Origin of the sequence: Caballeronia grimmiae (genome assembly GCF_000698555.1) — a bacterium.
GTDB classification, from domain to species: Bacteria; Pseudomonadota; Gammaproteobacteria; order Burkholderiales; family Burkholderiaceae; genus Caballeronia; species Caballeronia grimmiae.
In genome coordinates, this window is record NZ_JFHE01000048.1 from 12680 (window position 1) to 35420 (window position 22741).

The following is a 22741-nucleotide window of genomic DNA, read 5'->3' on the forward strand; positions in this document are numbered from 1 at the left end:
CGATACGGTTATTTTCAGGGCGTGCGCCGCCACACGCACGCATTCCTGTCGAAAGAAACTGGTCATACCAGCTCGAAAATCATCGACAAGCACACAGGCGAGCCGCAAAAATGCGCAAACCATGCAATCGGACAGGCGACGAAACGAACGCCGTCCGCACGGAGACACCGCATGACCTACGCCTACGACGAAAGAATCGACGGCCCGCTGCGCGATCACGACAAGTCCGCCATCGTCCGCGATCTTCGGGCGCTTCTGCCCCATCTTCAACTCCTGCACGATCAGGAAGACCTGCGCCCGTTCGAATGCGACGGCCTTTCCGCGTATCGCATCACGCCGATGCTCGTCGCGTTGCCCGGCAACGTCGATGAAGTCCAGGCGCTGCTCAAGTACGCGTCGGCGCATCACATTCCTGTGGTTGCGCGCGGCGCGGGCACCGGGCTTTCGGGCGGCGCATTGCCGCTCGAGAAAGGTATCCTGCTCGTGATGGCGCGCTTCAATCGTATCCTCGAAATCGACGCCGAAGCGGGCATGGCGCGTGTGCAGCCCGGCGTCCGCAACCTTGCGATCTCGCAAGCCGCCGCGCCGCATGGCCTCTATTACGCGCCCGATCCGTCGTCGCAGATTGCGTGTTCCATCGGCGGCAACGTGGCGGAGAACGCGGGCGGCGTGCATTGCCTCAAGTACGGCCTCACGGTCCATAACATCCTGAAGGTCGATATCGTGACCATCGACGGCGAGTGCGTGACGCTCGGCTCCGAGGCGCTCGATTCACCCGGCTTCGATCTGCTCGCGCTCATCACCGGTTCGGAAGGCATGCTGGGCGTCGTCGTCGAAGTCACGGTCAAGCTGCTGACCAAGCCGCAAAGCGCGAAAGTGCTGCTCGCGAGCTTCGACGATGTGGAACGCGCCGGCGACGCCGTCGCGCAGATCATCGCGGCGGGCGTCATTCCCGGCGGCCTCGAAATGATGGACAACCTCGCGATCCGCGCCGCCGAGGACTTCATTCGCGCGGGCTATCCGGTCGATGCCGAAGCGCTGCTGCTCTGCGAGGTGGATGGCGTCGAGTCCGACGTGCAGGAAGATTGCGAGCGCGTCGAAGCGCTGCTGCGCGCGGCGGGCGCGACCGATATCCGGCTCGCCGCAAACGAAGCGGAACGCCAGCGCTTCTGGGCGGGCCGCAAGAACGCGTTCCCGGCAGTGGGCCGCATCTCGCCCGATTACTACTGCATGGACGGAACCATTCCGCGCCGCGAGCTGTCGCGCGTGCTGCGGGGCATCGCGGCGTTGTCGCAGGAATACGGGCTGCAAGTGGCCAACGTCTTCCATGCGGGCGACGGCAACATGCATCCGCTGATTCTCTTCGATGCGAACGCGCCCGGCGAAACGGAACGCGCCGAGACGATTGGCGCGCGCATCCTCGAACTGTGCGTCGAAGTGGGCGGTAGCATCACCGGCGAACATGGCGTGGGCCGCGAGAAGATCAATCAGATGTGCGCGCAGTTCAACTCGGACGAACTCACTTTCTTCCATGCGGTCAAGGCGGCATTCGACGCCAACGGCCTGCTCAATCCCGGCAAGAACGTGCCGACGCTGCACCGCTGCGCCGAATTCGGCGCGATGCACGTGCATCACGGCGCACTGCCCTTCCCTGAACTGGAGCGGTTCTGATGCGGCGCGACTCCTTATCCTTCGATGACAGCGCGCGCCTCGTCGACGAGGTTCAACATGCGATTGCGCGCCACGAGCCGCTATCGATTCGCGGCGCTGCGACCAAGGCGTTCCTCGGCCGTCCGGCGACGACGTCCACGCGCGAGATCGACACGCGCACGCATCGCGGCATCGTCAGTTACGATCCGAGCGAGCTGGTCATCACCGCGCGCGCCGGCACGCCGCTCGCCGAAATCAACGCGGCGCTCGACGAAGCGAACCAGATGCTGCCGTGCGAGCCGCCGACCCATGACGGGATGGCGACCCTGGGCGGCGTGGTTGCGAGCGGGCTCGCCGGCCCGCGCCGGCCGTGGGCAGGCTCCGTGCGTGACTTCGTGCTCGGCTGCCGCGTCATCACCGGTGAAGGCAAGCATCTGCGCTTCGGCGGTCAGGTGATGAAGAACGTCGCCGGTTTCGATGTATCGCGTTTGATGAGCGGCAGCTTCGGCTGCCTCGGCCTCATCACCGAGGTATCGCTGAAAGTGCTGCCGAAGCCGCGTGCCTCCTCGAGTCTAGTCATCGCGATGGACGCCAGCGAAGCGATGCGCGAGTTGTCGGCATGGCGGCGCGCGGCGCTGCCCGTCAGCGGCGCGTGCTTCATCGAAGGCGCGCTGCACGTGCGGCTCGAAGGCGGCACAGGATCGGTGCAAGCGGCGGTGGATCGCATCGGCGGCGCGCTCGATCAGCGTTTCTGGGAAGACCTGCGCGAGCAGCGTCTCGCCTTCTTCGACGATCCGCGCCCGCTCTGGCGTTTGTCGCTTCCCAATGCGACGCCGCTCATAGACCTGCCCGGCGCGGCGCTGCTCGACTGGGCCGGCGCGCAACGCTGGCTCAAAAGCGATGCGCGCGCCACCGATATTCGCACGATCGCGAGCGCCGCGGGCGGACACGCGACGTGTTTCGCCGCGCATCGCGATGCAGAGCCGTTTCATCCGCTGCCCGCGCCGCTCATGCGCCTGCACGAGCAACTGAAAGCGCGCCTCGATCCGCACCGCATCTTCAATCCGGGGCGCATGTACGCCGCGTATTGAGCACGAAGCCCCACGCGATCTCATCGACTAATCGACATGCAAACGAATCTCAGCGAGCAGGCTCTCACGCTGCCGCGCGCGAAGGAAGCGGAGGACATTCTCCGATCGTGCGTGCATTGCGGCTTTTGCAACGCGACGTGCCCGACGTATCAATTGCTCGGCAATGAACTAGATGGCCCGCGCGGGCGCATCTATCTCATCAAGCAGATGCTCGAAGGCCAGCCGGCGAGCGACAAGACGCAACTGCATCTGGACCGCTGTCTCACCTGCCGCAATTGCGAAACGACGTGTCCATCGGGCGTGAAGTATCACGCGCTGCTCGATATCGGCCGCGACATGCTGGAAGCGCGCGTCGAGCGTCCCATCAGCGAGCGCGTGATGCGCGCGGGACTGCGAAAGGTGATTCCCAGCCCGCGCACGTTCAGCGCATTGCTGAAGGCAGGCCAGTTGATGCGGGGCGCGCTGCCCGCGAAGATCGGCGACAAGATTCCGCGCGAGATCGCGAACGCCGCGCCGCGCCCGCCGATTCGTCACGCGCGGCGCATGCTGATGCTCGAAGGCTGCGCGCAACGCTCGCTGTCGCCGAACACGAACGCGGCGACCGCGCGTGTGCTGGATCGGCTGGGCGTCAGCATCGAGGCCGCGCAGGACGCCGGCTGCTGCGGCGCGGTCGACTATCACCTCAACGCGCAGGACGCCGGGCTTGACCGCGCACGGCGCAACATCGACGCGTGGTGGCCGAAGATCGAAGCCGGCGCGGAAGCGATCATTCAGACCGCGAGCGGCTGCGGCGCGTTCATCAAGGAATACGGTCATCTGCTGCGCAACGATCCCGTCTATGCCGCCAAGGCGGCTCGCGTGAGCGAACTGGCGCGCGATATCGGCGAAGTGCTTGCGGCATTGCCGGTCGAACATCTGCGTGCGAAGGCCGAGCAGCGCGTGGCCTTCCATTGCCCCTGCACGCTTCAGCATGCGCAGAAGCTCGGCGGATCAGTGGAAGCGATATTGAGCCGCCTCGGTTTTTCGCTGACGTCCGTGCCCGACGCGCACTTGTGCTGCGGATCGGCGGGAACGTATGCATTCACGCAGCCCGAGCTTTCACGCCAGTTGCGCGACAACAAGCTCGACGCCCTTGAAAGCGGCCAACCCGATATCATCGCGACCGCGAACATCGGCTGTCAGACGCATCTCGGCGGCGCAGGACGCACGGCGGTGCGCCACTGGATCGAGATCGTCGACGAGGCCATCGCGTAGGCACACATCATTCATAACGAGACTGGAGACACACTGTGGTAAGCAACAACTATCCCGACAGCGAGGCGCGCGGTTCCTCCGCAATCGAAGCGCGCGCCTATTCGAAAGCCGCATGGCGGCTCCTGCCCTTCCTCTTTCTCTGTTACGTCGCTGCGTATCTGGACCGTGTGAACGTCGGCTTCGCCAAGCTGCAGATGCTCAATGACCTCGCCTTCAGCGAGACGGTGTACGGTCTCGGCGCGGGCATCTTTTTCATTGGCTATTTTTTGTTCGAAGTGCCAAGCAATATCATCATGCATCGCGTCGGCGCGCGGGTCTGGATCGCGCGGATCATGATTACGTGGGCGATCATTTCCGCGGCGTCGCTCTTCGTCAAGACGCCGACGATGTTCTACGTCATGCGCTTTCTGCTCGGCGTGGCCGAAGCGGGCTTCTTCCCGGGCATCGTGCTGTACCTGACCTACTGGTTTCCGGCCGTGCGCCGCTCACGCATGAACGCGCTCTTCATGATGGGCATTCCGGTAGCGGGCGTCGTCGGCGGGCCGCTGTCCGGATGGATCATGGCCGCATTCCAGGGCGTGGGCGGCTGGTCGAACTGGCAATGGCTCTTTCTGCTCGAAGCCATTCCGTCGGCGGTGCTCGGCGTGGTCACGCTGTTCTGCCTTCCGAACAATATTCGCGCTGCGAGGTGGCTGAGCGAAGAAGAGAAGCGTGTGCTCGAAGCGAACATCCAGCGCGACGACGCCGGCAAGACGCATGGCTCGCTCGGCAAGGTGTTCACGGATCTGCGCATCTGGAAGATGGCCGTGATCTACTTCTGCTGCATGATGGGCCTCTATGGCATCAGCTTCTATCTGCCGACGCTCGTGAAGGCAAGCGGCGTGCAAGGCGCACTGCAAGTCGGCTTGCTGACCGCCATTCCGTACGCGGTCGCCGTGGCGAGCATGTTCTTCGTTGCACGCAGTTCGGACCGCACGGGCGAACGCCGCTGGCACTTCGCGATTCCCGCTGCGCTCGCGGGTGTCGGGCTCTATGCCAGCACGCAACTCACCGGCAACATTCCGCTTGCGATGCTCGCGCTCACTGTCGGCACCGCCGGCATGCTCGCGACGATGCCCGTCTTCTGGACCTATCCCAGCGCGATTCTCGCGGGCGGTTCCGCAGCAGCGGCCATCGGCATGATCAACTCGGTCGGCAATCTCGCCGGCTTCGTCAGCGCGTCGATCATCGGCTGGCTGAAGGACGTGACGCATAGCACTAACGCGGGCATCTATTGCGTGTCGGGCGCGCTCGTCTTCGGCGCGGTGCTCGCGCTGCTGCAAACGCGGCAGGCGGCTCGTGGGTCGGAGCGCCTCGCGGGATAAGCCCTGAAGGTTCATACTTACCGCGCCGCCTTCGAACAGGCGGCGCGTCTATTTCCCCCTCTCAATCGAGCGAAGCATGAAAACCAAACCGATCCTCGGCATCGCCGAAACGACACGTATTCTCGACGCAGCGCGCGCCGAAGCGGAACAGAACGGCTGGCCGGTGACGATCGTCGTGACCGATGACGGCGGTCATCCGCTCGGCCTGCTGCGCCTCGACGATTGCGCTCCTGTCGGCGCGTATATCGCAACCGAAAAGGCACGCACGGCCGCGCTCGGCAGGCGCGAATCGAAGCAATACGAGGAGATGATCAACAACGGCCGCACGGCGTTCCTGAGCGCGCCGCTCGCGGGCACGCTCGAAGGCGGCGTGCCGGTCGTGGTGGATGGCGTTGTGATCGGCGCAGTGGGCGTGTCGGGCGTCAAGGCCGATCAGGACGCGCAGGTCGCGAAGGCGGGAGCAAGCGCGTTGCAATAGGCCGCATGCGCTGCGGCCCGCCGTATGCGCCGCAACGATCTCTGTCAAAATAACGCGAGTGCCAGCCACCTATCATCAGAGCAAATGAGCTTCGCGCGCAGAGCAACGTGGGCCGCGTCGATACGCGACCTCCAGTTCGCGGACAACGCTACCGTGCCGGTCGCATCGCTGCTGCGGCAACGGAACGCGTTAGCCGTCATGCACGACGCCTTTCAGGGCGAGTGCTCCATCGCGCGGCTGCTCGATGCCGCCGTGCAATGCGCGGCCACCGGTTGCGATGCGCCGATGGCCAAGGTTCTAGAACTACGGCGTCCTGATAATGTGCTGATCGTCAAGGCGCAGGTTGGCCTCGGCGAATCGGCCATCGGGCGCGAAGCAGGCACCGCCGAGGCGGGCAATCCGCCCGGACAGGCATTGATCACCGCACGGCCCGTCGTCGTGGCGGATGTAATGAAGGAACGCGGCGACAGCGTGCCCGACATCTGCGCGAGCGTTCCATCGTCACGACGATCAATCTTCCGCTCATCGCCGCCGAAGGCGCGTACGGCATCCTCGAAGTCGATTACGACCAGCCGCACGAGATCGATGCGTCCCATGTCTCCTTCCTTGCGTCCGTTGCGGCGATTCTCGCTGACGGCATCGAATCGCGGCAACAGCGCGCGGCGTTGATCGAAGACCGCGACGCGAAGGTCACGCTGTTGCGTGAACAGCAGCATCGCATCCGCAACAACTTCCAGATGATCGCCGCGCTGCTTGCTCAAAAGGCGATGAAGTCGCAAGACCCATCCGTGCAGAAGGCTTATCACGATGTCGAGCGGCGCGTGTTCGCCATGGCCTTGCTCTACGATCACCTGCTCGGGCTGGGCGAGCATGGCGAATCGGTCGACCCGGGTGTCTATCTCGAGTCGATGTGCGCGAGCTTCGACGACTTCTACGACTTTGCCGGCCATCACATCACGCTCGTGCGATCCATCGAGCAGGGCGCGGTCATGCTGGGCATCGATACATGCACGGCCATCGGCACCGTGGTCAACGAACTCGTCGCCAATGCGGTCGAGCACGCGTTTAACGGCGCGGCGGGCGAGATACACGTGTCGGTGCATCGCACCGCGCAGGCGCTGATCGTCGAAGTGCGCGACAACGGGCGCGGCTATGCAGCCGATGCAAGCGAAGGCACCGGCCTCTCGACCGCGCGGCGTCTGATCGGCAGCATTGGCGGCCAACTTGCGGTCGAAACGCAGGCGGGCGCCGGAACCAAATGGCTGCTGTCGGTGACTCTGCCTGCTTAGCGTTCGCTCGAGCTTCGGTTAGGCGTCCTTCTTCAAACTTCCACACTCCCGGAACGTCGATTGCGATAATCTGCGGCACGTTCCCGCAGCCCTCACGTATCGCAAGGACACTCCCGTCGATGGACGCACGCATCTTCCGCCTCACGCGCCTGCATTCCTTCTTGCCTCTCGCAGCCGCGACGCTGATGCTGGGCGTCGCAATGTCGTTCACCGCGCCTTATCTGTCGCTCTTCGGCGTGCAGGAAGCCGGCATGACACCGCTGCAGCTTGGACTCTTCATGACGCTGATCGCGGCAAGCGGCGTGCTGGCGAGCGCCGTGGCGGGCAAATGGACAGACAGGCACGGGCGTCATCGCATGCTGTTGATGAGCGCGTTGATCGCGTCGTCGCTCGGCTTTCTGCTGCTGTGCCTGCTGCGCAGCTATACGTCGCTGCTCTTGATCGGCATCCTGTTCCTGGGCGTCGGCAGTTCGGCGATGTCGCTCGTGTTTTCGTTCGCACGCGTCGCGCTGCCGGTCACGAGCCATGCGGAGCGCTCGCTCGCGCTTGCCACGCTGCGCACCGTGCTCTCCATGGCATGGGTCTTCGGACCATCCGTCGGCGCGCTGGTGCTGGCCGGAGCCGGATTTCACGGGCTATTCGTGTTTGCAGCCGTGTCGTTCGCGGCGTGTTCGGGCATCGTATGGCGCATGAATGATGCAGCGAGAATCCCCGCGTCGACCGAGCCGCATTACGCGGGCGACCCGGCATCGTTGCTGGAAGTGACGACGATGACCGAGCACGAACATCCGCCGGAGCCGCATCCGGAGATGGCGGGCACGCGCGGGCAGATATGGCGAGCGACGATTGCGCTCACGCTCATCGGTCTCGCGGCGAACGCCACGATGATCGTGTTGCCGCTCTATGTCGTACAGCATTTGAGAGGCACGCAGCTCGATGTATCGATCATGCTGGGTCTCGGCGCGTTGCTCGAAATCCCGATGATGCTCGCGCTCGGCGCACGCGGTGCGCGCCTCGACAAGCGGCGCTGGCTCGCCGCATGCGCCGCCGTGCACGTCGTCTACTTTGTCGCGGTGAGCGCATCGCAGACCGTGCAATTTCTGATTCCGATGCAGGCGTTCAATGCGTTCGTCGTCGCGGTGACATCGTGCCTTGGCATGGTCTATATCCAGGACATGATGCCGCGCAACCCCGGCGCGGCGACGGCGCTTTTCTTCAACGCGTCGCGCGTCGGGTCCATTCTTTCGGGCGTGCTGTCGGGGGCGCTCGTCGCCGCGATGGGCTATCGCGTGACGTTTCTCGCTTGCGGCGGCCTTGCGCTAGGTGCTTTCGTGCTGTTCGCCAATCCGCCGTTCAAGTCGATCGCGCTGCAGTTGCGCGGCCGGTGGAACCAGTGGCGCGAGCCTGCGCAATAAGCAAGCGACGCGAACCGTCATTCCCCCTTGACGGAAGCCGCGCCGTCGTCGTTGCTGTCGCCTTCCTGCCTCTGAGTTTGGGCGCCTTCCGCTTTCCCGATCGTATCGTCCTCGCTCGACAACTCGACGAGTCCTTCTTCCTTCTTGATTTCCGACGTCGCGACGGCTGTCGGCTTGCCCGGCCCCGATGGGCTATTCGCATGTCTTGCCATGACTGACTCCGTTCAGATGATGCCGCGGGCGCTGCCTGGCAAAGCGCCTCGCTCGGACGTTCGACGCGGGTATCGCCCAGGCGAGGAGCACGTCGCAATGGCTATGCCCACGTCGGCGGCGCGCGGGCACGCGCGATGCGCCCGCTGTGGCTCTCGTCCAATGGAGCGGAGTCACGTCATGGACCACATGCGGCGCATGTCGTGATGCCCTCGATCGTTCTGCTGCGGGCGACGGCCATTCCCGGCACGCCCGGCCGTGTGGTGCTGGTCGTCGGCAATCGCGGGCACGCGCGTACAGAGATCGTGCGCAGCATCTTCGAGTTGAAGCGCGCGTACGCGGATTCGCCACACGCGCTGCCGCGCGCCGGCTGGGGCTATCCCGTGACATCCGTGATCGCCGAAGGCACCCTGCTCGTTGCCGGCGCGGAGCTATGGTCCGCGTTCGATGGCGACATCCACACGGCTTCCGGCGGCGCCATCCCCTCGGAGGCCCCGGCTGCGGACGCCGCGCAGCCGTATCTCGCGGGCCGCATCCTCTACCGACGCGCGGAAGGCGAACTCTTCGAGACCGCATTCTATCGAAGACTGAGTTACCCGGATCTGTCGTTCCGCGACATTGACGCGCGCGATCTGGCGCTGAATTATTGCGGGAGCGACGTGCGCGCAGAAGCCCCCGATGACGACGCCGGATAGCCCAAAAATCCCGCCTCGCGGCTGCACGCGCGTGGCACAACGAATGCACCAATCTCGCCTGCTCAACTCCACCGAGGACGATAGGAATGTCAGACACATCCAGCAAGCCCGAGGCTCAGGCGGAAGTCCCGATGGAGGGCGAACTGCTCGAACAACGGATTCGCACGCTTGCGTACTACATGTGGGAAGCGGACGGCAGGCAGCCGGATCGCGCGGACGAGTATTACCATCGGGCGCGACAGCAGTTATTAGCGGAATCGGCGCACGCCGATGCCAACGACAATTCGTCCGATGGCGCCAAGCGCAGGAAAAAACGGGCGCTCTAGCGGTGCGCCGCGTGCATCGGCAGGGGTTCGGTCAAGAGCTCATCGCGATCCGCTGACATCGCGGATTCGAGCCGATTCCCGCCGAGTGCTTTCGCGCGATACAGCGCGTGATCGGCGGACGCCAGCAACTCCGCGAGCGAGGGCGCATCGTTTTGCGACACCGCCAAACCAATGCTCGCTGTCGCGCGAATCACCGTTGCATCGGCTCCGCGCACGGCAGCCTCCGCGAAACGCCGAACGACGGATTCGCCCGCCGCCCTTCCCGCGACCTCGTCATGGCCGGGAAGGACGGCGGCAAACTCCTCTCCGCCGATGCGCGCGAGCGTAGCGTGCGGTCCCAGCACATTCCGGGCAGTCGCCGCGAACACTTTGAGGACATCGTCACCGGCTTGATGGCCGTGCCGGTCGTTGATGCCCTTGAAGTGGTCGAGGTCGATCGCGAGCACCGCGACAGGCCGCGCGGCCTCCGGATCACGAACGATTCGCGCGCCTTCTTCGAAGAACCATCGGCGATTGCCGACACCGGTCAGATAATCGGTATTCGATTCATGCACGAGCTGGCCGTGCGCTTCGTCGCGCACGAGCCTGAGCAGCGTCATCGGCAGCACCACCGAATAGAGCACGCCCTCGTACATCGTTATCTTGCCGACGACGAGCAGCACGCCGTGCCCGAACTGCGCGACGACCCACGGCAGAACGAAAGCGCGCGCCGCATAGAACAACGCGTGACCACCTGAGACGATCGCAGCGATGCGCCTCGCCTGCATGCCCGTGCCGCCGCTCTTGATCAGCAGCTCGCGCGACGTCAATCCGCACGCAATCGCGATCGGAACCGCGCTCGCATAGCTCCAGACGAGCTCGAGCCATCGGCCGCCGCCGAGCATCCACGTGATCGCGAGCGCCACCAGAATGCCGATGGACGTCCACCGATGCTGCCGTCCGTTCAGCGAGGCGGCGCCGTGCAGTATCAGCAGATAGCCGCTCACGATGATGAGGTTGCTCGTCGCGGCGCCCCACGCGCCGGGCAAGTCGCGGCGCATCGACGCCGCCGCGCATCCGAGCGCCAGCGTCGCATAGCCCGCCGCCAGAATCTTGAGTTGCCGGCTGCGTCCGGGATTCGTCCGATGCTCCCATAGCGTCATCGCAGAACTGGCGAGAAGCGTTCCGATCGCTAGGAAATAAAGGGTAATAAGGTCGACATGCACTCGCTTGCCTATTCGCTCTGGATTGACGCTTCACATAGGGCGAGTTAACGGCCAGAAAGCGGAAGTCTTGAACCGGAGCGCATGCCGGAACCCGGATTGTCATCCGCCCCGCACATGCGGCGTCAACGCGGCAAGCCAGCACGCGACCGCCACCGCGCCGCCATCCGGAATGCCGACCGCACGTGCGCCGAGATAGCTCGCGCGGCCGGCGCGCGGCGTCATCTTCGCCGTCTCCTGCGCGCCCTGCTGCGCGGCGGCAACGGCTGCCTCCCACGCATCGCCGGGAGCGCGGCCTGCGTTCAGCGCATCCTCGAACGCGGATACGGCCGGCAGCAATGCATCGAGCATCGTGCGATCGCCGGCTTTCGCGCCGCCGAGTTCGCCGATGGCCTGCACCGCATGGGCGAAGGCCGCCGCCCAGTCTTTCGCCGCCGGTTGTTCGATGCCCGCCAGGTGCCGCGATGCGCGCATCAGCGCCGTGGCGTAGAACGGGCCGGAACTGCCTGCGATTGCCCGCCGCAAGGCAGCGCCGAGCGCGGCCAGCGCGCCGTCGGGCGTGTCGAGCGCGGCTTCGGGGACATCGCGGATCGCGTGGGCCGCGCATGTCATGCTGACGCCGAGATCGCCGTCGCCGGCTTGCGAGTCGAGATCGGTGAGCGTCGGTTCGTGGGCGACGAGCGCATCGGCGACGGCGTTCAGCGCGGGCGCGATCCGCCGCGCCCAGCCGCTTCCCGACGCGCGTTCGACGGCCGGGCGCGCGTCGAGCGGCGCGGCCGGCACATCGATGCGGATATCGCCATTCACCGCGCCGCCGCCGGGCCACGCGCGGGCGTCGGTCGGCGCGTCGAGCAAACCGAGCGTGGCGTCGTCGACGCGCAGCAGCGAGATCGAGCAGCCGGGCATGTCGAGCGCCGACAGCAATGTGCCCGACCACGCCCGCGCCACGCCGATATCGCGGCGCGAAAGATTGTCGAAGGCCGCGCGCAGCACGATGCCCAGTTCCATCTGCGGCGTCGCGCCGAGGCCGTTGACGAGCAGCGCGACACGTTCGCCCGGGCGAAGCGCCATGTCGTCGACGATGTTGGCGATCAGCACGTCCGCCAGCGCATCGGCGGATAAGGGCGCGGTTCGCTCCACGCCCTTTTCGCCGTGGATGCCGAGGCCCAGCTCGATCTCGTCGTCCGCGAGCGTGAAGCCGGAATGGTCCGCGCCGGGCAGCGTGCAGCCGTCGAGCGCGACGCCCATCGTGCCGAGCGTCGCCGCCGCCCGCCGCGCGATGCCCGCGACTTCATCCAGCGCAAGACCGCGCGCCGCCGCCGCGCCGGTAATCTTGTGGACCAGCACCGTTCCCGCGATGCCGCGCCGCTGGCTGCGATCCGCCTGCTTGCGCAAGGCGACATCGTCCGCGACGATGACCACTTCCACCGGGATGCCCTCCGCCCGCGCGAGCTCCGCCGCGAGCCCGAAGTTCAGGCGATCGCCCGTGTAATTCTTGACGATCAGCACGGCCCCGCGCGGGCCGGCCGTCGCACGGATGGCGGCGAGCACCGCGTCCGTCGATGGCGAGGTGAAAACTTCGCCGCACACCGCCGCGCTCAACATGCCGTTGCCGACGTAGCCGCCGTGCGCCGGTTCGTGTCCGCTGCCGCCGCCGGAGATGATCGCTACCGGCCGATTCGCCGCATCGGGTTCGGGCCGCCGCACGAGCACGTTTTCATCGCCGAGAATGGCGACGTGCGGCGCCTGCCGGGCGATGCCTTCGAGCATCTCGCGCACGACACTGGCGGGGCGGTTAATCAGCTTCTTCACGGGCGATCTCCTTGAGCGATGGTCGGCTCAAGGGTAAAGCATTTCACCGCATGAGCGCCCACTCCACTTGCTCTACCCCTTCCACCGATGCCGCCTCGACGAGCGGCGGCGTGTCCGGCGCACCCGGCGCGCGGCGCCACCGGACTTCGAACCGCGCCTCCACCCGATCTCCCGTCGGGCCCGCCGATGCTCCGACCGCCGAGAGGTGGCAGCCGCACGCGCGCATCGACTGAACCAGCGATTCCTTCGTGAAGCGTCCGCGTTCATAGACGATCTTCAGCTCCGCCTGCTGTTCGCGCGGTATCCGCATCTCGACGGTCTTCATGAACCACAGCACCACGATGCCGAGCGCCAGCCCGATCGCCCCGAGCGCAAGCTGCCCGCCGCCGAAGCACAGGCCGACGACGGTCACGAACCACAGTGTCGCAGCCGTCGTCACGCCGACCACGAGCCCATCCTTGCGCAAAATCGCGCCCGCGCCGATGAAGCCGACGCCCGACAGTATCCCGAGCGGCAGGCGCATGACGTCCAGCTGGATCATCGACTGTGCGGTCTTGCCGGACTGCGCAAGCAGGGCATTGACCTGTAGCATCGCAAGACAGGCGGCGAGGCAAACGAGCAGCGTCGTTCGCAGGCCCGCCACCTTGCCGGATTCGCCGCGGTTCAATCCGATCAGGACGCCCGCCGCGATCGCAAGGGATATGCGGATGCAGACATCCGGCCATTCGAGGACGAGCGGCATCGGCGACATGAAGCGTTTCTCCGGGCTTCGACGCTCGTTGTCGAGCAAACGTCGAACCTGGGTCCGTTGCTTGCTGGCCCCAACAAACCTCCGTGTTCGCAGAAGGAGCCGCGATGGACAGCATCGAGGCCGCGCGCAACCGCATGATCGAGCGTCAGCTCAAGCGGCGCGGCATCACCGACACGCGCGTGCTCGACTGCATGGCGAAGGTGCCGCGCCATGCGTTCGTCGATTCCGCGCTCGCCGAGTTCGCCTACGACGACGCCCCGCTGCCCATCGCCGCGAACCAGACCATCTCGCAGCCGTACATCGTTGCGCTCATGCTCGAAGCCGCCGACTTGCAGCCGGGCGACCGCGTGCTCGACATCGGCACGGGCTCCGGCTACGCTGCGGCGGTGATGGCGTGCATCGGCGCGCATGTCGAATCGGTGGAGCGCCATCGCGAACTGGCCGATGCCGCCCGCGCCACACTCGATGCGCTCGGCATCGCGAACGTCACCGTGCATCATGCGGACGGCACCGAAGGGCTGGCGCAGCATGCGCCGTTCGATGCGATCCTCGCCGCGGCCGGCGGTCCGTACGTGCCAGCGGCGTGGCGCGAGCAATTGCGCATCGGCGGACGGCTCGTGATGCCGGTCGGCGATGCGCGCGAGTCCCAGCGTCTCGTCAGGTTCGTGCGCGTGAACGAACACGACTTCGAGCAGGACGACCTGGGCTCCGTGATGTTCGTCCCGCTCATCGGCACGGCCGGCTGGACAGACGAACCGGAGATTCGCCCCGCATCGCCATCGATGCCGCGGCAGGCTGCATCCGCCGCTCCGACCGCCGCGCGTTCGCTGCCTGATCTGATTCGCGCGTCCGCCGTGCGCCTGCCCGCGCCGGCCGCGCCGGATTTCGCCCGAGCCTTCGACCGTTTCGCGGACAAGCGCGTCGTGCTGCTCGGCGAGGCAAGCCACGGCACCGCCGAATTCTACGAGGCGCGCGCCGCCATCACGCGACGGCTCATCGAAACGCACGGCTTTCGCTTCGTCGCGGTCGAAGCGGACTGGCCGGACGCGGCGATCATCGACGAACACGTGCGGCATCGGCCACGCGCCCGGCCCGATGCAAAGGCGTTCCAGCGCTTTCCGCAATGGATGTGGCGCAACGCCGAGTTCGGCGCGTTCGTCGCGTGGATGCGGGCGCACAACGCCGCGCTGCCCGCCGAGCGCCGCGCCGCGTTCTATGGCCTCGATCTCTACAGTCTCTCGGAATCGATCGGCGCCGTGCTCGCCTATCTCGACCGCGAGGACCCGGCGTCCGCGCGCATCGCCCGGGAGCGGTACGGCTGTCTCACGCCGTGGCAAAAGAACCCGGCGGTGTACGGGCGCGCCGCGTGGCAAGCGGGCTACGGCAAATGCGAGCAGGCGGTCATCGCCCAGTTGCGCGATCTGCTCGACAAGCGGCTCGCATCGCCCGCCGCCGATCCCGGCCTGCTCGATGCGACGCACAACGCGCGGCTCGTGGCATCGGCGGAACAGTACTATCGCGCGATGTATAGCGGCTCGGCCGAAAGCTGGAACCTGCGCGACACCCACATGTTCGACACGCTGACGAGCCTGCTCGACGCATGGGGCCCGGACGCGCGGGCCGTCGTGTGGGCGCACAACTCGCATCTCGGCGATGCCTCCGCCACCGAAATGGGCCGCGTGCGCGACGAACTGAACGTCGGGCAGCTGTGCCGCGAACGCTTTGGCGACGACGCCGCGCTGATCGGCTTCGGCACGCATACGGGGACGGTCGCGGCGGCATCCGACTGGGACGAGCCGATGCAGGTGATGAACGTGCGGCCATCGCGCGCCGACAGCTACGAGCAGCAGTTCCACCTGGCGGGCGTGAAGCGGTGCATGGTCGATCTGCGTCGCGGCGTCGACAACGCGCTGCACGAGGCGCTCTCGAAAGAGCGGCTGGAGCGCTTCATCGGCGTAATTTATCGGCCGGACACGGAGCTATACAGCCACTACGCACAAGCCGAGTTGCCGGCGCAATTCGACGCATTCGTGTGGTTCGACACGACGCGCGCCGTTCACGCGATGCCCGCGTCGCAGAAGTCGGCCGATGCGCCGGAGACCTTCCCGTTCGGCCTCTGAGACGCTATCGGCGGCGGATCGCGTAGAGCGATGTCGGCAGCGCGATCGGGTTGTCGGGCTTGAACCAGCTCATGTCCGGAATGCGCGAGTCCGTCACGTACACGGTGCCGTCCGGTCCCTGCGTGAAGGTGTCGGGCCAGCGCAGTTGCGGATCGCGCAGCAGGGTCCACAGCCGGTCGCCGTCCCGCACGCGCACCGCGTGATGCTCCACCGCCGAGATGTAAAGGCGGCCGCGCTCGTCGAAGAGCAGACCGTCGGCGGGACCGTCGATGCCAACCGTCTCCACGCGCGACGACACTTGCTGCGGGCTGAGTTGCGCGTTCTGCAGTGCGTCGGTGGGAATGCGATAGAGCGTCTTGCCCTTGACCGCCTGCCAGTACAGATAGCGCCCGTCGGGCGTGAGCGCGATGCCATCGGACGAGAAGTTCACGCCGCGTCCATCGGTCTGACGCAACGGTTTGCCGTCCACTTTCACAGTGACGGTCTTGTCCACCTGAGTGCTCGGATCGCCGTCCAGCACGCGCCTCGCGACGCCCGTCGTCCGGTCGATCACGACGATCGCGCCACGCGCGCCCGAATCGGTCATATAGATGAAGCGGCCATCCGGGCTCAGGCGCAGATCGTTCAGGTAGCTGCCTTGCGGCGCGATGGTTTCGTCGAACGCGAAGACATGCGCAATCTGGTTCGTCCGCAGATCGATTTGCGCGAGCTTCGGCGCGCCCGGAACGATCAGCGATTGCGCCGGCGCGCCGGGATCGAGCACCCAGAGATTGCCTTCCTTGTCCGCGACGACCGATTGCACGCACACCCAATGATCCGCTGGCGACAGTTCATCGCGGCGGGCGTTGCGCCAGGCGTTCCATTCTGCATCCGGGAACGGGCGCAAGTCCCCGTTCGGGCCGAGTTCGGCGACCGAGACCGGCGCGTCCTCGGTCCAGCGCGGGAAGTTGACGAAGGTCCGGCCATCGGGCGATACCGTCACGCCCGTGACCTGATGCTCGAAACGGGCGATCAGTTGCAGTTTCGCGCCGCCCATGCGCGCGTAGGCCGCTGTGTCGTTCGGCAGGGTCTGGGCGACACTCGCCTGCGTCAGCATGGCGAGGCTCATTGCGGCGAGACAGCGGTTCAGTCGGTGCATGGCGAATCCTGATTGGATGAAAGCCGTTCGATCAATAGGCGTCGCGCGAGATCCGCACAAAACGCCGCGCGGCCATCACGAGCATCACCGCAGCGACACCAGTCAGCGCCGCGCGTGCGCCGGCGGGTTGCAAGCGCGCGCTGGTATAAAGGCTCGTTTCGCGCACGCGGCCGTTGCGGCCCGAGCGTTCCCGCAGCGTGCCGGAGCCTTCGTAGAGCGCATCACCGCTGCTGCGCGGCTCGTCCTTTAGTTGGCTCTTGATGCCGAGCTTGCTTGCGATCGCATCGTAAAGACGCGGGGCGCGCTGACCGAAGCCGGCCATCATGCGCGACGCTCCGCCGACATAGATATCGCGTTCCGGATGCGTGGCCGCGTGAAGAATCGCCTTCGCGACGATGTCCGGCGCATACACCGGCGGCGGCAGCTTCGGCTCTTGCTCGAGGTAGTTCTTCGCATGTTCGACGAACATCGTGTCGATGCCCGCGGGCTTGATCAGCGTCACCGAGACGGGCGCGCCGTCGTCCTTCAGCTCGATGCGCAGAGAATCGGTGAAGCCCTTCACCGCATGTTTCGACGCCACGTACGGGCCTTGCAACGGCACGGCGACGTCCGACAGTTCGCTGCCCAGATTGACGAGCGCGCCGCCGCGTTCGCGCAGATGCTTCACGGCAATGCGCGATCCGTTCACGACGCCCCAGTAGTTCGTGTCGAACAGCTTGCGCTGGTCTTCGAGCGTGACGTCCACGCAGCGCCCGTAGATCGAGACGCCCGCGTTGTTGATCCAGGTATCGAAGCCGCCGAAGCGCTCGATGGTGGCGTCGGCGGCCGCCTGCAACTGACTTTCGTCGCCGACGTCCGCTGCCGTGTACGCGACGTCCGGGCCGCCGTCGTTCGACAATTCTTCCGCAAGCGATTTCAGCGCAGCCTCGTCGCGCGATATCAGCATGAGCCGCGCGCCGGCCTTCGCGGCGCGGCGAGCGGTGGCGAGTCCGATGCCGCTCGTGGCGCCAGTAAGTACGATGGTCTGTTCACGCAGGGGCTTGAGTCTGTTTCGCATGGCGGTTCCGAGGTAAGAGGGTTGTGCGAATCTCAAGCATCCCCCGTTCCTCGGCCCCCGGTTTGTTCAGTACTTCATGCGATCGCGTCGATTGCGCCCCACGTTATTTCGACATGCGCGGCAGCCGATGCCCGGCTTTTCGTCAGCGCGACGATTTCGCGCGTCGGCACGCTGGTGATCAGCGTCGCGATCTGCACGGCGCTGAACCATTCGCACCGCGCGATCTCATTGCGCGGCACCGGCCTCGCATCCAGCGCGATGTCCGCGCTGAACACGTGATGATGCTTGTTCATGCCGCCGAAGAGGAACAGATACTTCAACTCGCCCACGACGAGGCCGGTCTCTTCCTCCAGTTCGCGGCGCGCCGCGTCCTCGGGCGACTCTTTCCTGCGTATCGTTCCACCGGGCAGCGCCCAGCGCGAACGCTTGCGTCCGACGAGCAATATTTTCCCGTCGCGGTGGCAAATGATGGTGGCCCGTTCTCTCATCGTTTATGCAAGTCGTGCCGATGCGGCGTTTGTCATCGAGCATCCTCTAGCGAGCGCCGTGCCGCGCCGCTTCGGACAGTCGGGAAGCCGCGAAGCATTGCACATCGGCATGTCCGTTTTGCAACGATGTGCAAAGGCGATGGAGCGCGGCATGCGGCTACTTCTCTAGCAACGCACGCGCCGTCGGCTCGTCGATGATCAGCTCCTTGATGAAGCCGCCTCGCAGCGCGCCACGCAAGCCTTCGACCTTCCGCCGCCCCGACACCACGCACAACGTATGTTTCGCGCGGCGCAAAAGGCCCAGGTCCGGCCCGCTCGCCCGGCGATTGAGCGCAATATCCCGATACGTCCCGTCCGCGCGAAAGAACACGGTGGCGATATCGCCGACGACCTCGTCCTTGCGCAGCGATTCCAGTTCGCTGTTCTCCAGGAAGCCGCCGCTATAGACATGGCTCGTCATGTGCGGCGACATCACGCCGACGCTGCACAGCATGATGTCGGCGCGGCTTTGCAGATCGAGGATTTGCCGCACGCTGCGCTCGCGCCACAACGCACGCCTCGTTTCGGCATAGTCGAAAAACGCGGGCACGTGGAACGGATGCGGCCGCGCGTCGAAGTTGACCGCGAAGCGCATGATGAGATTGCTGCTGAACGTGCTTGTCACGCCTTGAGCGTTGCCCGCGCCGTTCAGTTGCACGATGTCCACGTTCGCGGTGGATTTCGGTATCAGATGGTCCGATACCGCCGCCATCGTCGTGCCCCATGCCACGCCGACGACCATGTTCGAATCGACCACGGTGTTCAGATAGCTCGCGGTGAACATCGCCACGCGGCGCAGCCATTCCGCCTCGCCGGCCGCTTCGGGCACCGGCACCACGCGCGCCGCGACGAGCCGGAATCGCTGCGTAAGTTCGAGTTCGACGCTTTTTGGCCGCTCGCTCGGATCGTTGATGCGAATTTCCACCAGCCCGTTCGCATGGGCGACGCCGAGTAGCCGCGACACCTTCGAGCGCGATAGCTTCATGTCCTGCGCGATCGCATCGGTCGTCATGTTCTGGTAGTAGTACATCTTCGCCACCTGCACGGCGGCGGCGAACTGGCTGGCTTCGTCCTTGAAGACAGGGGTGGGCATGGGCGGCGCTCTGAATTCGCATCGATACGTCATTACATCACGCCGCCGAACCGCTATATAGTGACGATTGCACGAAATTGCAGACGCGTTGCAAAAACGTGCAGTCGGGCCTATAACGCAGTAACGGCGAATACGGGGGAAAGCATGGCTGAGCGCGAGGCACGCGTCGATTGCGACGTTCTCGTGGTGGGCGGCGGGATCAACGGGGCGGGCATCGCGCGGGACCTGTCGGGGCGCGGCGTGCGCGTGATGCTCGTCGAGCAGCACGATCTCGCGCAGCACACGTCATCCGCGAGTACCAAGCTCATTCACGGCGGGCTGCGGTATCTGGAATACGGCGAATTCGGCCTCGTCAGAAAGGCGCTGCAAGAGCGCGAAGTGCTGCTGTCCGTCGCGCCTCATCTGATCGCGCCGCTGCGGTTCGTCATGCCGCACGTGCCCGCGCTGCGCCCCGCGTGGATGATCCGCGCGGGCCTCTTTCTCTACGATCACTTGAGCCGCCGCGCCGTGCTCGAAGGTTCGCGCAGCGTGAATCTGCGCACGCATGTCGCGGGCGCGCCGCTCGTCGACTCCATCAGGCGCGGCTTCATCTATTCCGATGCCGCCGTCGACGACGCCCGCCTCGTCGTGCTCAACGCGCTCGGCGCGCATGAACGCGGTGCGCAGATTGCGACGCGCACGCGCTTCGTTTCGGCGTCGCGCGGCGAGAACGAATGGCGCGTGCTGATCGCCGATGCGGCCGGGCACCAGCGCGAAGTCAGCGCCCGCGCGCTCGTCAATGCGGCGGGGCCGTGGGTCAACGCACTTGCCGCAGGAGAAACGAGCACGCGCGCGATGCGGCTGGTGAAGGGAAGCCATATCGTCACGCGCAAGCTGTTCGATCACGATCACGCGTACATTTTTCAGAACGACGACCGCCGCATCATCTTCGCGATTCCGTGGCAACGCCACTACACGCTGATCGGCACGACAGATGTCGATTACAAAGGGCCGCTCGCGGACGTTCGCATCGCGCCAGAGGAGATCGACTATCTTTGCGCGGCGGTGAATCGTTATTTTCGGAAGCCTGTTTCGGCGAGCGACGTGGTGTGGTCCTACGCGGGCGTGCGGCCCTTGCTGGCGGACGGTGCGGACGAGGCGGCATCGGCCACGCGCGATTACGAACTTCAACTCGATACGGCCCGCGCGCCGTTGCTCACCATATTCGGCGGCAAGATCACGACGTATCGGCGGCTCGCGGAAGAAGCGGTCGAGCGACTCGCCGGACCGCTTGCGATCACCGCACCCGCATGGACGCATGCTGCGCCGCTTCCCGGCGGCGAGATGCTTCATGCCGACTTCCCGCAGTTCGTGCGCGGTCTCGGCGAGCGGTATCCGTTCTTGCCGCCCGAACTGGCGCAACGCTATGCGCGCGCGTACGGCACGCGCGCCGATGTCATGCTCGCGGGCATCGAGTCGATGCCCGCGCTGGGCGCACCGCTGACACCGGGGCTTTACGAAGCAGAGGCGCGCTATCTCGTCGAGCACGAATGGGCGCTGACCGCGGACGATATCCTGTGGCGTCGCACAAAGCTGGGACTCGAAGCGAGCGCCGAAGATATCGAGAGGCTCGAAGCATGGATATCCGCTCGCCGGCGCGGGCCGGGGCAACTCGGCGACGCGCCGTGCGCCCCGCTTTCCGCGTGAGCGTCTAGCGCGACGTTTCCGTGCGGAGCAGCCCGGCGACCGCGAAGCCCGCTGCCAGCGCGAGATAAGTCATTGCGAGCGATCGCTTCGACAGATGCGCCTCGAAGCCCGGCGTGAGGCGCTGCGGCACGACGTGGTAATCGACGACATACGCCACTGCCGCTGTCGTCGCGGCGGCGGCGATGACCTTGTCGACTCGCGGACGCCGCCCGCAGAGCGCTTCGAACAGCACGCCCCAGAACACCGCGCTGCCCAGGTGAATGCCTGCGCCGGTCGCCGTGTATTTCGCACTCAAGCCCTCTTCGCGTTGCGCCGTATCGGGCCATAGACAGTGCGCGACCGCGTTGACCGCCGCATACGGACGACGACCCGACGCCGACGCGCCCGCTCCCGCCGCAACCGCCGATGTAATGCCTGCCATCCCGCCCGAGCAGATGGCGCGCATCAATGCGCTATCCGATTTCATTTTCGCCCCTCCTTGATTCGCTCAGTGCGAGCAAAGACCATTCCGCATTTAGTACGGAATGCGACGTTTCCTGCCACCGCCCGCGGCACAAAGATTGCGAAATCAAAGCTACGCGCGTCTTGTCGCGCCCCATCACTCGTCAGGAGCACATCATGACCGACCCCGCTGAACACCTTCTCGACTGGCTGCGCGACGCTCACGCGATGGAGCAGCAAGCGGAGCAGATGCTCCGCGCGCAGTCCGGCCGCCTGGAACACTATCCCGAACTCAAGGCGCGCATCGATCAGCATCTGGAAGAAACGCTCGGCCAGCAGAAGATCGTTGCGGAATGTATCGAGCGTCTCGGCGGCTCGACATCTATCGTTAAGGACTTGACCGCGAAGATGATGGCGTTCGGCCAGGCAGCCGGCGGCATGACGCAGACCGACGAAGTCGTGAAGGGCGCGAACATGAGTTACGTGTTCGAGAACCTGGAGATCGCTTCGTATACGTCGCTCATTGCGGCCGCCGAACGCTGCGGCGATGCACAAACGAAGGCAGCCTGCGAACGCATCCTGCCGCAGGAACAAGCGATGGCACAGTGGCTGCTGGAACATATCCCGCTGATCACCACGCAGTATCTCGATCGGTCTGCCGCTGGTCAGGAAGCGAAGAAATAAAGCGCGTTGGCACGTGCGTTGCTGTAAGAGAACGCCTGCCCGTGCAACGCTCCGAGGCAGAAGCCGGGCAAGCTCAGTTCACCACGCGGCGTTTGTCAGCCGCATCACGCCAGCGCGAGTTGCAATGCGCTGAGACTCGCGGCACCCAGGGCGTGCGCGACGCATTCGCGTTGCGCACGCCGCTGCGAGACCCAAGAGATTGATATAAGCCCCATTGCGCGCCTAACCGCCGCAGGGAAGCGTTCGTCCCTAAAAACAAGGAGCCGTTGATATGTTCGTACATAACAAACGCCTGCAATACACCGTCCGCGTGGCTGCGCCGAACCCTGGTCTTGCCAATCTGATGCTCGAACAGTTCGGGGGTCCGCAGGGTGAACTTGCCGCTGCAATGCGTTACTTCACGCAAGCAGTCACCGAAGACGACGCAGGCCGCAAGGACTTGCTGTTCGATATCGCCA

At 65.5% G+C, this 22741-nt stretch carries 23 protein-coding genes; 14 read left to right on the plus strand and 9 right to left on the minus strand.

All coding sequences use genetic code 11. The features are described from left to right. The first annotated feature begins 171 nt into the window (after nt 1–171). The 8 genes from glcD to BG57_RS27390 all read left to right on the plus strand — a co-directional run bounded on the left by glcD (nt 172) and on the right by BG57_RS27390 (nt 8541). Nucleotides 172–1671, plus strand: coding sequence for a glycolate oxidase subunit GlcD (gene glcD, locus BG57_RS27355; RefSeq protein WP_035970017.1), 1500 nt, complete (start codon nt 172–174; stop codon nt 1669–1671). Continuing rightward, complete coding sequence (gene glcE, locus BG57_RS27360) at nt 1671–2741, plus strand: glycolate oxidase subunit GlcE (protein ID WP_035970018.1); 1071 nt, start codon at nt 1671–1673, stop codon at nt 2739–2741. Before glcD ends, glcE begins: the two co-directional genes overlap by 1 nt. 36 nt (nt 2742–2777) lie before the next feature. Continuing rightward, the gene (glcF, locus tag BG57_RS27365; protein ID WP_035970019.1) at nt 2778–3995 is read left to right on the plus strand and encodes a glycolate oxidase subunit GlcF; all 1218 of its coding nucleotides are present in this window, start codon (nt 2778–2780) and stop codon (nt 3993–3995) included. 35 nt (nt 3996–4030) lie between these two features. Then, complete coding sequence (locus BG57_RS27370; protein WP_035970020.1) at nt 4031–5359, plus strand: MFS transporter; 1329 nt, start codon at nt 4031–4033, stop codon at nt 5357–5359. A 76-nt stretch (nt 5360–5435) separates the two neighbouring features. Continuing rightward, complete coding sequence (locus BG57_RS27375; RefSeq protein ID WP_035970021.1) at nt 5436–5837, plus strand: heme-binding protein; 402 nt, start codon at nt 5436–5438, stop codon at nt 5835–5837. Between the two features lie 84 nt (nt 5838–5921). Next, nucleotides 5922–6506: a hypothetical protein gene (locus BG57_RS27380; protein ID WP_035970022.1), complete on the plus strand. Its 585-nt coding sequence runs from the start codon at nt 5922–5924 to the stop codon at nt 6504–6506. Beyond that, entirely contained in the window at nt 6503–7126 is a 624-nt protein-coding gene (locus BG57_RS27385) for a sensor histidine kinase (RefSeq protein WP_035970023.1), read from the plus strand. The genes BG57_RS27380 and BG57_RS27385 overlap by 4 nt, the downstream gene beginning before the upstream one ends. Nucleotides 7127–7245: 119 nt before the next feature. After that, nucleotides 7246–8541 (plus strand): sugar efflux transporter, encoded by a 1296-nt coding sequence (locus tag BG57_RS27390; protein WP_035970024.1) that lies wholly within the window; start codon nt 7246–7248, stop codon nt 8539–8541. Between the two features lie 17 nt (nt 8542–8558). Here the strand turns inward: BG57_RS27390 and BG57_RS27395 are convergent, their stop codons facing one another. Further along, entirely contained in the window at nt 8559–8753 is a 195-nt protein-coding gene (locus tag BG57_RS27395) for a hypothetical protein (protein ID WP_035970025.1), read from the minus strand. Nucleotides 8754–8957: 204 nt separating this feature from the next. Here BG57_RS27395 and BG57_RS27400 point away from each other — a divergent pair, with 204 nt between their 5' ends. Together BG57_RS27400 and BG57_RS27405 are read left to right on the plus strand one after the other, a co-directional pair. Beyond that, nucleotides 8958–9446, plus strand: coding sequence for a hypothetical protein (locus BG57_RS27400; RefSeq protein WP_035970026.1), 489 nt, complete (start codon nt 8958–8960; stop codon nt 9444–9446). 86 nt (nt 9447–9532) lie between these two features. Next, entirely contained in the window at nt 9533–9772 is a 240-nt protein-coding gene (locus tag BG57_RS27405) for a DUF2934 domain-containing protein (RefSeq protein WP_229753911.1), read from the plus strand. Here BG57_RS27405 and BG57_RS27410 read toward each other — a convergent pair. From BG57_RS27410 to BG57_RS27420, 3 genes are all read right to left on the minus strand, one after another. Next, on the minus strand, nt 9769–10977 hold the full coding sequence (locus BG57_RS27410; protein ID WP_052006042.1) for a GGDEF domain-containing protein: 1209 nt from the start codon (nt 10975–10977) through the stop codon (nt 9769–9771). The two genes, BG57_RS27405 and BG57_RS27410, sit on opposite strands and share 4 nt — an antisense overlap. A gap of 99 nt (nt 10978–11076) precedes the next feature. Beyond that, nucleotides 11077–12786, minus strand: coding sequence for a dihydroxyacetone kinase family protein (locus BG57_RS27415; RefSeq protein WP_035970028.1), 1710 nt, complete (start codon nt 12784–12786; stop codon nt 11077–11079). Nucleotides 12787–12829: 43 nt separating this feature from the next. Next, nucleotides 12830–13537 (minus strand): MgtC/SapB family protein, encoded by a 708-nt coding sequence (locus tag BG57_RS27420; RefSeq protein WP_035970043.1) that lies wholly within the window; start codon nt 13535–13537, stop codon nt 12830–12832. Nucleotides 13538–13641: 104 nt separating this feature from the next. On the opposite strand from BG57_RS27420, the gene BG57_RS27425 reads away from it, so the two are divergent. Then, complete coding sequence (locus BG57_RS27425) at nt 13642–15657, plus strand: protein-L-isoaspartate(D-aspartate) O-methyltransferase (RefSeq protein ID WP_035970029.1); 2016 nt, start codon at nt 13642–13644, stop codon at nt 15655–15657. Between the two features lie 4 nt (nt 15658–15661). Here BG57_RS27425 and BG57_RS27430 read toward each other — a convergent pair whose 3' ends face one another. From BG57_RS27430 to BG57_RS27450, 4 genes are all read right to left on the minus strand, one after another. Further along, nucleotides 15662–16693 carry an SMP-30/gluconolactonase/LRE family protein gene (locus tag BG57_RS27430; protein ID WP_206539438.1) on the minus strand — a complete coding sequence of 344 codons (1032 nt, stop codon included), beginning with the start codon at nt 16691–16693 and terminating at the stop codon, nt 15662–15664. Nucleotides 16694–16826: 133 nt separating this feature from the next. Continuing rightward, nucleotides 16827–17852 carry an SDR family oxidoreductase gene (locus BG57_RS27435; protein ID WP_035970032.1) on the minus strand — a complete coding sequence of 342 codons (1026 nt, stop codon included), beginning with the start codon at nt 17850–17852 and terminating at the stop codon, nt 16827–16829. Nucleotides 17853–17926: 74 nt separating this feature from the next. Continuing rightward, nucleotides 17927–18340 carry an NUDIX hydrolase gene (locus tag BG57_RS27440; RefSeq protein ID WP_075583221.1) on the minus strand — a complete coding sequence of 138 codons (414 nt, stop codon included), beginning with the start codon at nt 18338–18340 and terminating at the stop codon, nt 17927–17929. Between the two features lie 157 nt (nt 18341–18497). After that, nucleotides 18498–19472 carry a sugar-binding transcriptional regulator gene (locus tag BG57_RS27450; protein WP_035970034.1) on the minus strand — a complete coding sequence of 325 codons (975 nt, stop codon included), beginning with the start codon at nt 19470–19472 and terminating at the stop codon, nt 18498–18500. A 144-nt stretch (nt 19473–19616) separates the two neighbouring features. Here BG57_RS27450 and glpD point away from each other — a divergent pair, with 144 nt between their 5' ends. Beyond that, nucleotides 19617–21158 (plus strand): glycerol-3-phosphate dehydrogenase, encoded by a 1542-nt coding sequence (glpD, locus tag BG57_RS27455; protein WP_052006043.1) that lies wholly within the window; start codon nt 19617–19619, stop codon nt 21156–21158. Between the two features lie 4 nt (nt 21159–21162). On the opposite strand, the gene BG57_RS27460 is transcribed toward glpD, so the two are convergent. Beyond that, entirely contained in the window at nt 21163–21624 is a 462-nt protein-coding gene (locus BG57_RS27460; protein WP_035970035.1) for a hypothetical protein, read from the minus strand. Here BG57_RS27460 and BG57_RS27465 point away from each other — a divergent pair. Together BG57_RS27465 and BG57_RS27470 are read left to right on the plus strand one after the other, a co-directional pair. Beyond that, nucleotides 21606–22283 carry a ferritin-like domain-containing protein gene (locus tag BG57_RS27465; RefSeq protein WP_308743631.1) on the plus strand — a complete coding sequence of 226 codons (678 nt, stop codon included), beginning with the start codon at nt 21606–21608 and terminating at the stop codon, nt 22281–22283. The genes BG57_RS27460 and BG57_RS27465 overlap by 19 nt on opposite strands. A 271-nt stretch (nt 22284–22554) precedes the next feature. Next, nucleotides 22555–22741 (plus strand): manganese catalase family protein (locus BG57_RS27470; protein WP_035970037.1); only part of this gene is annotated, 187 nt, incomplete at its 3' end.

Bases quoted from the DNA above. Each gene is read 5' to 3' on its own strand.
- glcD (WP_035970017.1), top strand. From the start codon at position 172: ATGACCTACGCCTACGACGAAAGAATCGACGGCCCGCTGCGCGATCAC.
- glcF (WP_035970019.1), top strand. From the start codon at position 2,778: ATGCAAACGAATCTCAGCGAGCAGGCTCTCACGCTGCCGCGCGCGAAG.
- BG57_RS27420 (WP_035970043.1), bottom strand. From the start codon at position 13,537: ATGTCGCCGATGCCGCTCGTCCTCGAATGGCCGGATGTCTGCATCCGC.
- BG57_RS27435 (WP_035970032.1), bottom strand. From the start codon at position 17,852: ATGCGAAACAGACTCAAGCCCCTGCGTGAACAGACCATCGTACTTACT.
- BG57_RS27430 (WP_206539438.1), bottom strand. From the start codon at position 16,693: ATGGGCGGCGCGAAACTGCAACTGATCGCCCGTTTCGAGCATCAGGTC.
- glpD (WP_052006043.1), top strand. From the start codon at position 19,617: ATGGCTGAGCGCGAGGCACGCGTCGATTGCGACGTTCTCGTGGTGGGC.
- BG57_RS27460 (WP_035970035.1), bottom strand. From the start codon at position 21,624: ATGAAATCGGATAGCGCATTGATGCGCGCCATCTGCTCGGGCGGGATG.
- BG57_RS27375 (WP_035970021.1), top strand. From the start codon at position 5,436: ATGAAAACCAAACCGATCCTCGGCATCGCCGAAACGACACGTATTCTC.
- BG57_RS27450 (WP_035970034.1), bottom strand. From the start codon at position 19,472: ATGCCCACCCCTGTCTTCAAGGACGAAGCCAGCCAGTTCGCCGCCGCC.
- BG57_RS27440 (WP_075583221.1), bottom strand. From the start codon at position 18,340: ATGAGAGAACGGGCCACCATCATTTGCCACCGCGACGGGAAAATATTG.
- BG57_RS27405 (WP_229753911.1), top strand. From the start codon at position 9,533: ATGTCAGACACATCCAGCAAGCCCGAGGCTCAGGCGGAAGTCCCGATG.
- BG57_RS27380 (WP_035970022.1), top strand. From the start codon at position 5,922: ATGAGCTTCGCGCGCAGAGCAACGTGGGCCGCGTCGATACGCGACCTC.
- BG57_RS27425 (WP_035970029.1), top strand. From the start codon at position 13,642: ATGGACAGCATCGAGGCCGCGCGCAACCGCATGATCGAGCGTCAGCTC.
- glcE (WP_035970018.1), top strand. From the start codon at position 1,671: ATGCGGCGCGACTCCTTATCCTTCGATGACAGCGCGCGCCTCGTCGAC.
- BG57_RS27395 (WP_035970025.1), bottom strand. From the start codon at position 8,753: ATGGCAAGACATGCGAATAGCCCATCGGGGCCGGGCAAGCCGACAGCC.
- BG57_RS27465 (WP_308743631.1), top strand. From the start codon at position 21,606: ATGCGCTATCCGATTTCATTTTCGCCCCTCCTTGATTCGCTCAGTGCG.
- BG57_RS27400 (WP_035970026.1), top strand. From the start codon at position 8,958: ATGCCCTCGATCGTTCTGCTGCGGGCGACGGCCATTCCCGGCACGCCC.
- BG57_RS27390 (WP_035970024.1), top strand. From the start codon at position 7,246: ATGGACGCACGCATCTTCCGCCTCACGCGCCTGCATTCCTTCTTGCCT.